The sequence below is a fragment of the Dictyobacter halimunensis genome (assembly GCF_036245075.1).
This window is the reverse complement of sequence record NZ_BSRI01000001.1, coordinates 301,931-314,528: the sequence shown is the minus strand read 5'-3', so window position 1 is coordinate 314,528 and position 12,598 is coordinate 301,931. Positions and strand designations below refer to the sequence as shown.

Here is a 12,598-nt window from a genome sequence, read left to right as displayed (position 1 = left end):
TCATGACACTGCTAGACGCGGCGTTCGCACATCCCCAGGGGCTGGCCGGTCGGCTGGGCGCCATGATTATGGCATACATGACCAGGCAGCGCAACCTGTGGACAACCTCACTGCTTGATCTTCGCCCCAATGATCATATCCTCGAAGTTGGTTTCGGCCCTGGCGCTTTGATTCGCGAGATGGCGGCGCGGGTACCGGAAGGATTTGTGGCCGGGGTTGATGCTTCGTCACTGATGGTCAAGCAAGCCACACGACGCAATAAGAAGGCTATCCAGAGCAAGCATGTCGCTTTGAAAGAGGGCTCCGCGCTCACCCTTCCATTTGAAGATAACCAGTTTGACGTGGCGCTGTCCGCCAACTCGATACAGATCTGGCCCGATCAACTGACCGGCGTCAAAGAGATGTATCGTGTCCTCAAACGCGGCGGAAGAGTTGCCCTCATCCTTCAGCCGGTCTGGGCCAAAACGGACCAGGAAGTCAAAGACATTGGTGCCGGGCTTCTATCTACACTGAAACATGCAGGTTTTCAACAAACCAGGCTAGAGTTTAAATCTATGAAGCCGGTCTCCACCGTCTGCGCTCTGGGCATCAAATAATAATGCGCCTCGCTACCTGCCGCGTGCAGGTAGCTTGTTTTCCGTTTTCTTCAAGAGGAGGAAGAATAGGCAGCCAGAACCTGTTTTGTATCATTCATATAAATCAAATAAGGTAACTATTTATGTGTAGAAATATCAAGCCTCTCTTCAATTTTGAGCCAGCGGTGACCGAGGAAGAGATTCAGCAGGCCGCGCTGCAGTTTGTGCGCAAGGTGAGCGGCTTTAACCAGCCATCAAAAATCAACGAAGCTGCATTTCGGACTGCCGTCGAGGAGATAGCTGCTTCTACCAGAGCTCTGCTCAACTCGCTGGAGACGAACGCGCCCGCTAAGGATCGTGCCGAGGAGGCCGCCAAAGCACGCGCTCGCAACGCCCAGCGCTTCGCTCGTTAGCCGGACATAGTTCCGGCTCAGATCCTTTCTCCATAACCAATCTCCCTCTCCTGGTGGCAAAGGCCACCACTACTCCCATGTGTCTCAAAGCAAACCTCCCTTTATGCCGATGTATTCGGAATGATAGATGTAACGTTTGTTGCTTTTTTGCGACTACAGTACGAGAAATTTTTCAGGGAGGTTAAACAGTGCATGAGGTGAAGAATATGCATGATATTCCTGCGCAGCATAGTTTAATCGAGCAGCTGTACCAGCGTTACTGGCTCTTGCTTTTCAACACTATCTCGCAGCGCATTGCCTCCAAAGAGGAGGCCGAGGATATTCTGGTGGAAGTATTTCTGGCGGCATATGAGAGCCCTGTCATTGCGACGCTTAGTGAACAGCAGCAACTGGCCTGGCTACGTCGCGCGGCACACAATAAAAGCGTGGACCGCTATCGCCGCCATCAACGTACACCGACGCTCTACCTGGAGCAGTGCCATACCCAGACACATGAGGATGAGCAAGATACGCCTGAGCACCTGAGCATACAGCACGAGGAGCTAAACACACTGCGGCAGACTTTGTCGGAGTTACCAGAACAGCAGCAAGAATTGCTCTATTTACGCTTTGCCGATGGATTACGCTGTAGCGAGATCGCTGTGCGCTGGCGCAAGAGCGAGGGCTCCGTTCGCACCTTGCTCTCACGCACCCTTAATCGTCTGCGCACCCATTACAGACTGGGAAAGGAGGCTGTTGATAGCCATGAATAATGATCAGTACCAGCATGAAACATTTACACCCGACCAGATCGATGAACAGATTGAACGCTCCATCCATTATCCGCGCGCACAGCAATCCGATTCCGCCGATGAGCAACTCATCAACGACCTTTCTCTGATCTATGACGAATATAATCGTCAGCGCGATCGCCTCTGGCAGCGTATCTCAGCCGGTATAGAGCAGCAACCCTCTAGCGAAGACAAGGAGCCTTCAATGGTACCAGATCAGCCAGGGCTACCGATCGTATATCCGCAGCATTCAGCCAGGGCTCCGCGCGGACCACGTTGGCAACTGATATTCGCAGCACTGGCGGCAGGCTTAATCATTGCCAGCATGCTATGGCTTGTTGGTAGTCGATTAGCTATTTCTACGACGATTGCTCCTCCCCCTGCAACCAGCGTGCCTGTTGATCCTACCTGCAACTCCAGGGATACAGGTTGGGTGGTAATCTGTCAACACCATTATGAGCAATCGGTTCGGCAAAATCAGACTATCAATACCAGAACGTTGGGTACATTGAAATTCACCGTGGACAGTGCTTACATCGATGGCAACCGCGCGATCATCAAATACACGTACACGCCAGCCGTAACTGGCAAGCTTTACCAGATTACCGATTACCCACAGCTCAGCACCGCTCATGGATTAAAGTTCCCAGGTATCAATGGTGACCAACCAATACCCACAGAGAATGAAACCATTATGACATTTGAGACTGCCAATCTGACGCAGCGGAGCGGCAATCTGTCCTTGCATTTTATTGATGAGATTTCGCTCTGGAAAAACGTTACTCCAACAGCTCAGCAAACAGCCTCGATGTTGCTGCAAGAGAAGCACACTGTATTCTTTAATTTCAGCATCAAGATCCAGCCTGAGTACAAAGTTATTGACGTGGGGCAGACGCAAACTGTCCAGACGGGGAGGATCGGTCAGGATGGGAAGCTAACCTGGGAACGCATTGTCGTCACACCTTCCGCGACGCGTCTGATCATGTCAGGCATCAGTATAGAAAATGACATGGCTGGCTATGTTAATGTGGATGGACTGAAGGGGATGGATACCTTTGGGGTTTACTTTGGTAAGCAGCATGTCACCGACCAGCACTATGTGGAGGATCATCTTTTGCAAAAAGCCCCGCCGATCTTTGAATTATTCTACTTCCAGCCTTTGTTTGATCAGCCTGGGCAATGGGCTCTGCACTGGGCCAATTACACGTTGGAATATCCAAACAAACATGCTGTAGACAAAGGTTATACCTACCATATTGACATCAAATAAATGTACACGAACCATCTAAAGAGTTGCCCCTACTTATCTAAAAGTGCGGGGCAACTCTTTAGAGAGCCTAAACTTTCATGACTCAGGCGTAGAGTTCGATGCCGTTGATAAAGGGATTATCGGGGCCGGCCTGGGTAAAGGAGATGACGATCTGCCCACTGCCGTTGGCTGTGGTGGTGAATTGCCTGGTGAGCGCGGTCTTGTAGCCGGCGATGGCATAGACATCAAAGTTGCTCAGGACCGTGTTGCCGTTGACGGCGACGTTGAAGACGCGTTGCCCGGAGGCGTGCCAGGTCAGTTCCGCCCAATCCAGTTGGAGCGTATAGGTCTTGCCCGCGGTTAAGCCAGTGAGCGTGTAGGTAAATGAGCTATTCCAGCGGCAGGTCTGCCAGACGCTCTGCGGCGCGGGATTGGCCACGCCACTGGTGTTGATCGCGGTCGAAGTATCGCTATAGGCGTTGCCCTGATTGTAGCCGGTGTCCGCGACGAAGTTGCCAGTCGCGCCTCCACCGGCATTAATGGCTTTAACCAGCGTCTTTGGGGTCGGCGTGGGGGTTGGTGGTGGGCCACCAGCCGGGTCCCACACCTCGATGGCGTTGATGAAGGGATTGTCGGCGCCCGCCTGGGTAAAGGAGATGACGATCTGACCGCTGCTATTGGCTGTAGCCGCGAAGGTTTTAGCTACGGCCTTCTTGTAGCCTGCTGTCGCATAGACATCGAAGTTGTTCAGGACCGAAGTGCCATTGACCGCCACGTTAAAGACACGCGCACCGGCGTACTGGAAGGTCAGTTCCGCCCAATCGAGTCGCAGGGTGTAGGCTTTGCCCGCTGTCAGTCCAGGGATGGTATAGGTAAATGAGCTATTCCAGCGACAGGTCTGCCAGACACTCTGTGGAGCCGCCCCGGCTACCCCGCTGGTGTCAATTGAGGTTGAGGTATCGCTAAAGGCGTTGCCCTGATTATAGTCGGTGTCCGCCACATAGCTGCCCGACGTGCCACCTCCGGCATTGATGGCTGTGACCAAGGTTCCTCCCGGTACTGGACTTGGAGTAGGATTTGGTGTAGGAGTCGGTGGGGGCGGCGTAGGAGTCGGTGTGGTGGTGGGAACGGGCGTCGGCGTTCCGGTGGGGAAGCCGCAGATCTGTGATGACGGGCTCCAGCCAGAATTGCCAGAACCGAGCGTGATTTGCCAGGATTGTGAGCTCTCGCAGCTCTCCAGTCCACCCACTGTCAATCCGCTGGCCGTCACATTGGTGGCCGATCCCGTAATCGTGTTTACCTTGTTCGAGAAGGCAAACTCGGCGCCACTGATATTGACGTTGCTCAGGTTCACCGTACTGATGGGATTGCCGCCGTCGAACGAGATTGCCGCGTAGTTGCTGTTATCGATCTCATCGTTTGAGACCGTAAAGGGGGCATTGATAGAGCCGTTGTCGGCCCAGAACATGAGAGCGCCAAACTGCTGGATGCCCTGATCTCCAAATCCCGTGGTCTGCTTGATAGTGTTATTGGAGATGGTGGTGGAGCCGCTAAATGGGGATGTGGGGTTGCCAAAGTTCTCATAGTCTAGCATGATGCCGCCACCCCGGTACTGCGAACCGCTGACCACGTTGTTGGTGGCGTTGTTGCTCGTACCGCCATAGATGGCGATGCCGTTGGCCAGGTAGGGCGATTGTATGGTATTGTGATCAAAGCTATCGCTGCTGTCGCCGGCTGATGCTCCGCCAAGATCTGACCACATCGCCAGTCCATCGTCGCCAGTGCCGCGAATAATGCTCTGCTTGACGCTCGAATTGCTGATGGCGCGGTGGAAGTTAATGCCATCGGCCAGTGTGCTATCGATGCGGCTGTTGCTGACCGTCAGGCCGCTGAAGGGACCATCGAACCACATGCCGACTTTGGTATGCTCGATCCAGACATTGGAGATGCTTGAATTGTTGAGCGAGCCACCGATGCCATTGTCCTGGACGCAATCGACGCGGTTCGTGATCTGGCCCTCGATGGCGAAATCAGACAGGTTGACATTGGCGCTGGGATTGCCATCGTAGGTATCGTGTCCATAGATGCCCACGCCGGTCCCGGTGCTACCAACGGGCGCGCCGCCAAGGACCGTATACCATGGTCCCGCGCCTTTCACGGTCACGTTATCCACCAGGATGTGGCTGGTCACCAGGTAGGTCCCCTGTGGAATCCAGACGCCTTTGCCCTGGGCCGAACCATCATTAACGGCATTCTGGATAGCGCTCGTCGCGTCGACCGCTCCGGTTGGATCAGCGTTATAGGGTGCGTCGGTCACCGAGATATAGCCAGAGGGCCTGGGCAGGGGATTCGCTACCTGCTCAAAGTCGGCCACATCGATGGCATACCATGCCGCGGTATTTTCCGAGTCCACCTGCAGTTTCACGGTCGTTCCTGCCGCTATCTGAGGCAGCAGGGTATGCACCTCGTCAAATTGATGGTGCGCCGTGCCGCCGGGGCTATTTGACCAGTCGTTGCTGTTGCAATCTGAAAAATTGGGTTGCCCATACAGCCAGCTATATTTTGAGGTCAGCTGCAGATCTTTGGATTGCTTGACCCCATTGATATAAATACTCAATGAGGCGTTGATACCACCACCGCCGGCCGCATCGGGAATGCTGTAGCGCAGGTTAAGCGCGTTGGCGGACTGTGGCAGGGTAAATTGGACCCATTTGCCCTGTGTCAACTGAACCATCGTTCGATCGACAGCATCCGATGCCAGATCGCCTAACTGGTAGTCGGGTCCGGTGACGGTGCCATTGGTGCTGGCGCTATGCGCCTCCATCTCAACATAGGGCAGTGTGGCTCCGCTGCCACCCGTGGCGGCATGGGAGATCACGCCGCTGTTCTCCTGTGGCAAAATAGCCGCGCTCGCCGTGCGAGGTACGTTCGATAGTAGGCCAAGCGTCACCAGTAACAGGAGCAGCGCGACAAAAACGCTGAGGATTTTCCGGCGCTTTTCCTTCTTTGCATCATGCATCTTGCGAAGTCCTTTCTTCTAGAAGCTATCCTTTTAAACCAGTGAGATTGATACCGCGAATGATCTGGCGCTGAAACACTAAAAAGAGGACAATAGGAGGAATGCTGGCCAGTACCAGGCCTGCGATCAGATACATAAAAGGTAAGTTAGAATTGGTGCCTGATTGATGATAGAGCGAAACTATCAGTGGTTGGAGATGGTCATCGGACAGGACGAGCAGGGGCCAGAGAAAATCTTTCCAGGAGGCGATGACCGTGAAGATAGTAATGACAGCCAGCGCGGGACGCGAGAGCGGGAGAATGACGCGCATAAAGAATTGCAAGGCATTGGCGCCATCTAGCCACGCGGCCTCCGATAGCTCGGCGGGAATGCCATCAAAAAAACTTTTGAGCACCAGAATATTAAAAGCATTGGCGGCCTCTGGCAATAACACCCCCAGCCAGGAATTGAAGAGCGAGATATGGATCAGCGGCAGATCGCTGATATTAACGAATTGTGGGATTAAATAGACGACCGGGGGAACCATCAGGGTACAGAAAAAGCTGAATTGGATGATGCCTTTACCCGCTACATGCAATTTGGAAAGGGCATAGGCAGCGGTCGCCGAGACAATGATCTGGAGCAGTACGGCCCCCACGGCCAGCAGGAGGGTGGCCGTAAAATGGGTCGGAAAATCAAGGATATTCCAGGCATTGCTATAGTTCGTCCATTGCGGATGTTGGGGCCAAAACGTTGGCGGCGCCTGAAAAATTTCGCTGCTGGACTTGAGCGCGCCGCTGAACATCCAGTAGATTGGTCCCAGGGTTATGATGGTGGAAAGGGACAGCAGCGTGAACACAAGCCAGTAGATGGAGCGGCCGCCGGGACGTTTGAGAGCAAAGGGTGAAACGAGCGTCCTGTCGTTAGCGTCTTCATCGAGAGTGGTTCGTCTGCCACGCTCCCGAAACGATCCCGCCTGAGGATCGCGCAATAACGTTGCCATGTGCCTATTCTCCTTGCATAAAGCGGTTGGTCATGCGCATGTAGATCAGCGCGAAAACAGCGAGGACCACGAAGAGCATCATGCCCGCCGCGCTGGCCGCGCCAAAATTAGCCTGCTGAAAAGCGTATTTATAGATCAGGAGCAGGACGCTGATCGTTGTATTCTGAGGGCCTCCATCGGTGATGGTGAAAGGCTCGATAAATACCTGCATTGTTCCTATAATCTGCAGGATCAGCATCAAAAGCATGATCGGTCGAATTGTTGGCAGCGTGATATGCCAGAGTCGGCGCCAGATGTTCGAGCCATCGATCTCGGCCGCCTCATAGAGAGAGGCCGGTACACCCTGCAGAGCGGCCAGATAGATCAGGATCGCCGAACCCGCATTGCTCCAGGTCGTAATCACCATCAGCGCGGGCAGCGCGATCCCTGGCGTCTCCAGCCACGCGGTGGTCGGCAGATGCAGCAGATTGAGCAGCGCATCTAAAAGGCCGCCATCGGGATTGTAGATCCAACGCCAGAGAAAGACCGTGACGATAGGTGGCAGCATCACCGGCAGATAAAAGGCCAGGCGAAAGAAGCCCTTGCCGTGGCGCATCTCGTTAATAATGAGCGCGAGGATAACAGGAATAGCGTAGCCAAAGAGCAAGGCATAACCGGTGAAGGCCAGCGTATTGAGCCAGGCGATCCGGAAAAGCGGATCGAGCAGCACGGTATGATAATTTGCCCAGCCAATCCAGAGCGCTGGATTGATCATATCGACGCTCTGAAAACTCATCGCGATCCCCAGTATGACCGGATACCAGACAAAGAGAGCAAAGGTAAGCAGTGCGGGCAGCAAGAAGAGATAGCCTGCGCTATTGCGCCTGACGATTTGTTGGATGCTTATTTTTCTCTTCCTCTGTTGTACATTGCCGGGTAACAATTTTCCTTCTGGCCTGACCTCTAACGTACCTGGTAAAGGTGAGAAAGGCGGCGAAGATAACGGACGTCCCATGTCAATCTCCTTCTTCTCGTCATCGGGACTTGCGGGGGAGGAATGCGGTGAAACTGATCCTCTCCCCGCCATATTTAAGAGCCAGAGGATTGATCAAGGACCTGTTGAAACTGTTGCGCGCACTGCTGCAACAGTTTTTGCGGATCAGCGCTCGCGTTGGTAAGGATCGATTGCACGACGCTATCCAGAGCCGAGTACATCTTTTGTGTCTGATTGCGCGGTTCCGCCCGCAGGGTGAGTTGCGCATCGGTAAACGGCTTATAGTTCTGCAGCGGCACATTGGCATATTTGGCGTTTAAGGCATCCAGCTTCTTCTGGAAATCTCCCATGAACAGGATATTGGTAGGGGCACCAACCACCTGTCCGGAGGCCGACTGGGCCGCGTAGCTATCCTCGATGACGGACAGATCGAAATTCGAATAGATGACATAATCAAAGGCCGCTTTGATGACATCCTGCGACGCCTTAGGATTGAAGACGAAGATATTGCCGCCGGTCAGAGCCGCGTTCCCACCGTTTTGTGGCATGGGTCCAATGCCAAAGTCTTCCAGGTTCGCCTGGTATTGTGTTTTCAAGGTATTGAGCTGATCGGGGGCCATAACAACCATGGCGACTTTGTTGGTGGCCAGCAGTTGCAGGGTATCGGCCTGGGTAAAGAGCTGCTGTTTCGTCATCGATTGATCGGTAAAGCGCATCTGCTTCAGCAACTGCAGGACACTGATGCCCTTGTCACTGGCAAAGAGCGCCTGTTTGCCATCGGAGGACTGCATATCGCCACCCGTTGTATACATCCAATTGGTGAAATGCCAGCCGCCCTGGTTTGAGGTGCTGGTCTCGGCGAAGCCCGCCACCGATGAGCTCTTGAGTTGTTTGGCATAGCCACGAAACTCCTCCCACGTGGTCGGTGGCTTATCTGGATTCAATCCGGCCGCCTTAAACATTTTTCGATTATAGTAGATGCCCAGCGCGTAGGCGTTTTGTGGCACTCCATAAATCTTATTGTTGCTGGTCGCAATAGAGATAATGCTGGGATTGTAGCTCTGGAAATACTACCAGCTTTTAATCAGGCTGGTAACATCAGCCACCGCATGTTTCTGAATCAGGAGAGGCGGCTCTGTAAAGTAGCTCTGGGTCGCGTCCTCCGCCTGATTGGCCGCCACCCTGGCGAAATAGGTTGTTGGATCATAGGGATCGTTTTTACCGACGATCTTTTTGCCAGGATGAGATTTTTCAAATTGCTGAATAACCTGATTAAACACATGGATCGCGCCTGGATTACTGGCTGGTGGCAGTGTGTTCACGGTCGCGGTGATCGATGTTGTGTTCCCTGTACCGGCCGCTGTAGAACCACAGGCGGCCAGAGCCTCTAAACCGATGATCCCCGCTCCAAACGCTACACTTCTCTGTAAAAAATGTCTCCGATTCAACCATAATGCAGTCTTCATAAGATCTCCTTTTCATGGGCGCTACGATATGGTACTAACATCATGATGTCAGTACTAAAGCACAGAATCATAAATCTGATGTAAGACAGATAGCAATAGTCGATGATGCTTCAGGGACGCTTCACCAGGGTATCAGGCTCTAAAACGTAGCTTGTGAAGGAAAAGATAAGGTAAGTGAGGGGGAAAAACGCGCACTGTAGCGACGTGTTGCTGGTATGTCCATTGTGAAGCGGTTAGCATCATAGCTTCCAAACCTCCAGATTTGAACTCGTCAATCCTTGACGAAAAGGATAGGAAAACCGCCAGTATATCTTGCAATGGAAAACATGGGTAGTGTATATTCCCTAAGACAACCAGCGCTTTTCATCATTCCTTGCTTTCTACAATGTACACGCAAAGAATATGGGCGCTCCTTATGTTGAATGTCTTTACCTGACAGGGTTGCATTTAAGGGTAACGTTAACTTTGTTTCTTGAGAGTAAACGTACCATAGAAAAATAAGCCTGTCAAGCCCTATGGCTTTTTTGGGTTGAAAGATGGAAAAGATGTGCCTCATGTATGCATGTAGAGGAGAATCTTGTTTCGGATGTGACTACGATAGTGGCACATTGACAGTATATTAGGAAAATGTTACGCTTCATGAGAATAAAGTTAAGCTTATCGTTTACTTAAATCGAGAGGATGGCCTGCGTTGGAGTTAGAACCACCTAAACGTTTAACCATGTCAGAGATAGCCAGAGAGGTTGGCGTCTCGACCACAACGGTTTCTAAAGTTCTAAACCAGCTTCCCGGTGTCGGCGCAAAGACACGTGCACGCATCCAAGACGTGATTGCCCAACATGAGTATGTTCAAAACCATTCCGCGCGCCATCTTCGCAAGGGGCAGAGTGGCTTGATCGATCTGGTTTTAATGCGTCTTGAAGGTGGCTATGACCTGGGCATCATGCATGGTGTGCAGGAAGCCCTGATGGAGAGCGGGCACCGTTTGGCGGTCTTTGCCACGCACGAGGACGAAGAAGTAGAGCGGCTCTGGCTGCGTCGGTTGCTGGATCAATCGACCGATGGCGTTCTGCTGCTACTCCCGTACGAGCATGGTGAGATCGCGAATACGCTGCTACAGCAGAAAGTACCGTTCGTCGCCATAGGGGACCGCAACGAGCCGACCACAAATTTCCCTACCATCGGCTCAACGATCTGGCTGGGAGGCTATACCGCGACAGAATATTTGATCTCGTTAGGTCATCGCCGTATCGGCATCATTACTGGTCCCCTGCATCTCATGACATCGCGCGCGCGCTTGGCGGGATATCGCGAGGCCCTGGAACGGGCGAGCATACCTGTCGATCCTGCGCTTATTTGCGAGGGCACCTATCTTCTCGGTGACGGTATACAGCAGACATACAAACTTCTCGATCTAGCAGAGCCACCTACGGCTATCTTCGCGGGTAACGACGCGCAGGCGACCGGCGTTTACCAGGCCCTCTACCAGCGTGATATTCGCATACCCGATGCCATGAGTGTGGTCGGTTTTGATGATGTGACCTATACCGCCCAGATGGCTCCTCCACTGACAACGATTCGGCAGCCACTGGTCGAAATGGGAAAGATGGCCACCCAGATGCTGTTGCGCCTGATAGCCGGCCAGGTCCTCGAGTCAAAAAATGTGGAACTTTCCACATCGCTTGTGATCAGACAATCATGTCAGGCGCCGCGTACCTAGAGGAGAGCGAGGCAGCAATGTGAGTATCATCAATGGCACATTGCTGTCTCGCGTTTCCCTGTAGGTGTTAAGAGGTTTCGTGTTGGCGCGCGGAGAGGAACCAGGTATTGCCAAAGGGATCTTTAAAGTCGGCCGATAAGCCGCGTTGGGGGACATTGATCGGTTCCAGCAGCGATGTAGCATTGGCCTGTATGGCGCGTTGATAGGCGCCCTGCACATCATCGATATAGAGGAAGAGGGCGGCTGTGGCTGCTTCTCCTTTCCACCGATCATCACCTCTACCACCGCCGATCATGATCACCGAATTGCTGATGATTACCTCACAGTGGACTCCCCCCGCGTTTCCTATGGTACGCATGTGTTCTATGGCACCAAAGGTCTGTTTGACAAACTCAATCAGCGAGGGCGCATCCTGATTAATCAGATACGGGATGACGGTTGGATAGTCAGCGGGGCTTATAGCCTGTTCCATTTTTAGCTCCCTTTCCAGGTGTGAACCATTTAACTTGCTTTTGCTGTACCAGGTGTTTATTTTGAATAGTGCTTTCGAGGTGCAACCCTGGTGGTAGTGTATCTGAAAAAGGAAGGCTTTTCTTGTAAAAAATTGACCTGGTGGTCGGGAAAGAAGCTTGTACTGTGAATTATCACAGAGGTACATGATTATGGAACTGGCCACGAGACGATAGATAGGTTGAGGGAGTAAGGCCAGAAAACGCCTGAAAATCGTGGATGCAATGCGCCTGATCGTAATAGCCACAATTCAGGGCCGCTTCGGCCCAATGTACCGGCCGTCCATATTCGAGCGATCGCAGCAGCGCTTGAAAGCGCTGGACGCGGCAAAACAGTTTGGGCGTTAGTCCCACTGCCTCGCCGAATACCTGAATGAAGTGCCGCTGGCTCAGCCCAACCTCGCTGGCGATGGCCTGCATGGTCTGAGTAGGGGGGACCTGCGTAACAGCTTTGATGATATTGGGCATGGCGGTATGTGGGAAGTGCCGGGCATCCTGGAGTCGTCCCATAAGGGCCTCAGCGAGTAACTGGAGGCGGCGCTCCATGTTATCTGTTGCGCGTAAATATTCATATAGTCTATCAGCTTTACTTCCCCACAACATTCTGAGGTCAACATGCTGGTTATGCAATTCACTGGCAGGCATAGGCAGAAAAGGCGCCGCCCCACCAACCTTAAAATGAACACCCATGATCGCTGATTGCTCGGTCGTATCGATAATTGAAAATGTAGAATGCGCACCTCTGAATATACTGCCAGCGAAACGCTGCACCTGATCATGATGGGTACGATCGTACACACGAATCTCGTCCGTATGCAAATTAATCAGCAACTCCAATCGACCTGTGGTAGTGAGCGCTCTTTGAAGTGAGCAAAGGCCTGTCCCTCAAAAAGCCATAATTTTTCTATGAATGCAGTCAGTG

Annotated in this window: 11 protein-coding genes and 1 pseudogene; 5 read left to right on the top strand and 7 right to left on the bottom strand. The window is 52.7% G+C overall.

Annotated features, from left to right (window positions below):
* Positions 1-2 precede the first annotated feature (2 nt).
* The 4 genes from AABA21_RS01375 to AABA21_RS01360 all read left to right on the top strand — a co-directional run bounded on the left by AABA21_RS01375 (position 3) and on the right by AABA21_RS01360 (position 3,028).
* Positions 3-596, top strand: a complete 594-nt coding sequence (locus AABA21_RS01375; RefSeq protein ID WP_338247056.1) for a class I SAM-dependent methyltransferase — start codon at positions 3-5, stop codon at positions 594-596.
* A 122-nt stretch (positions 597-718) separates the two neighbouring features.
* On the top strand, positions 719-988 hold the full coding sequence (locus AABA21_RS01370; protein WP_338247054.1) for a DUF2277 domain-containing protein: 270 nt from the start codon (positions 719-721) through the stop codon (positions 986-988).
* A gap of 206 nt (positions 989-1,194) precedes the next feature.
* Positions 1,195-1,740: an RNA polymerase sigma factor gene (locus AABA21_RS01365; protein ID WP_338247053.1), complete on the top strand. Its 546-nt coding sequence runs from the start codon at positions 1,195-1,197 to the stop codon at positions 1,738-1,740.
* Positions 1,733-3,028, top strand: coding sequence for a hypothetical protein (locus AABA21_RS01360; protein ID WP_338247051.1), 1,296 nt, complete (start codon positions 1,733-1,735; stop codon positions 3,026-3,028). The genes AABA21_RS01365 and AABA21_RS01360 overlap by 8 nt, the downstream gene beginning before the upstream one ends.
* An 82-nt stretch (positions 3,029-3,110) precedes the next feature.
* Here AABA21_RS01360 and AABA21_RS01355 read toward each other — a convergent pair whose 3' ends face one another.
* The 5 genes and pseudogenes from AABA21_RS01355 to AABA21_RS01335 form a co-directional block, all read right to left on the bottom strand.
* Positions 3,111-6,026, bottom strand: a complete 2,916-nt coding sequence (locus AABA21_RS01355) for a malectin domain-containing carbohydrate-binding protein (RefSeq protein WP_338247049.1) — start codon at positions 6,024-6,026, stop codon at positions 3,111-3,113.
* 25 nt (positions 6,027-6,051) lie between these two features.
* On the bottom strand, positions 6,052-7,008 hold the full coding sequence (locus tag AABA21_RS01350) for a carbohydrate ABC transporter permease (RefSeq protein WP_338247047.1): 957 nt from the start codon (positions 7,006-7,008) through the stop codon (positions 6,052-6,054).
* 4 nt (positions 7,009-7,012) lie between these two features.
* On the bottom strand, positions 7,013-8,002 hold the full coding sequence (locus AABA21_RS01345; RefSeq protein ID WP_338247045.1) for a carbohydrate ABC transporter permease: 990 nt from the start codon (positions 8,000-8,002) through the stop codon (positions 7,013-7,015).
* Positions 8,003-8,076: 74 nt separating this feature from the next.
* Positions 8,077-9,033, bottom strand: a pseudogene (locus AABA21_RS01340) (extracellular solute-binding protein); the annotation flags it as partial.
* An 18-nt stretch (positions 9,034-9,051) separates the two neighbouring features.
* Entirely contained in the window at positions 9,052-9,447 is a 396-nt protein-coding gene (locus tag AABA21_RS01335) for a hypothetical protein (protein WP_338247043.1), read from the bottom strand.
* Between the two features lie 691 nt (positions 9,448-10,138).
* On the opposite strand from AABA21_RS01335, the gene AABA21_RS01330 reads away from it, so the two are divergent.
* Positions 10,139-11,167 (top strand): LacI family DNA-binding transcriptional regulator, encoded by a 1,029-nt coding sequence (locus AABA21_RS01330; RefSeq protein WP_338247041.1) that lies wholly within the window; start codon positions 10,139-10,141, stop codon positions 11,165-11,167.
* A 67-nt stretch (positions 11,168-11,234) separates the two neighbouring features.
* Here the strand turns inward: AABA21_RS01330 and AABA21_RS01325 are convergent, their stop codons facing one another.
* Both AABA21_RS01325 and AABA21_RS39640 read right to left on the bottom strand, forming a co-directional pair.
* Positions 11,235-11,639: a VOC family protein gene (locus AABA21_RS01325; protein ID WP_338247039.1), complete on the bottom strand. Its 405-nt coding sequence runs from the start codon at positions 11,637-11,639 to the stop codon at positions 11,235-11,237.
* Positions 11,640-11,811: 172 nt separating this feature from the next.
* A complete protein-coding gene (locus AABA21_RS39640) occupies positions 11,812-12,513 on the bottom strand; it encodes a helix-turn-helix domain-containing protein (protein WP_338247036.1) in 702 nt (233 codons plus the stop codon).
* Positions 12,514-12,598 lie beyond the last annotated feature (85 nt).

Coding starts and splice junctions, on each gene's coding strand:
- AABA21_RS01345 (WP_338247045.1), bottom strand. CDS start 8,002: ATGGGACGTCCGTTATCTTCGCCGCCTTTCTCACCTTTACCAGGTACG.
- AABA21_RS01360 (WP_338247051.1), top strand. CDS start 1,733: ATGAATAATGATCAGTACCAGCATGAAACATTTACACCCGACCAGATC.
- AABA21_RS01335 (WP_338247043.1), bottom strand. CDS start 9,447: ATGAAGACTGCATTATGGTTGAATCGGAGACATTTTTTACAGAGAAGT.
- AABA21_RS01365 (WP_338247053.1), top strand. CDS start 1,195: ATGCATGATATTCCTGCGCAGCATAGTTTAATCGAGCAGCTGTACCAG.
- AABA21_RS01325 (WP_338247039.1), bottom strand. CDS start 11,639: ATGGAACAGGCTATAAGCCCCGCTGACTATCCAACCGTCATCCCGTAT.
- AABA21_RS01350 (WP_338247047.1), bottom strand. CDS start 7,008: ATGGCAACGTTATTGCGCGATCCTCAGGCGGGATCGTTTCGGGAGCGT.
- AABA21_RS01355 (WP_338247049.1), bottom strand. CDS start 6,026: ATGCATGATGCAAAGAAGGAAAAGCGCCGGAAAATCCTCAGCGTTTTT.
- AABA21_RS01375 (WP_338247056.1), top strand. CDS start 3: ATGACACTGCTAGACGCGGCGTTCGCACATCCCCAGGGGCTGGCCGGT.
- AABA21_RS01370 (WP_338247054.1), top strand. CDS start 719: ATGTGTAGAAATATCAAGCCTCTCTTCAATTTTGAGCCAGCGGTGACC.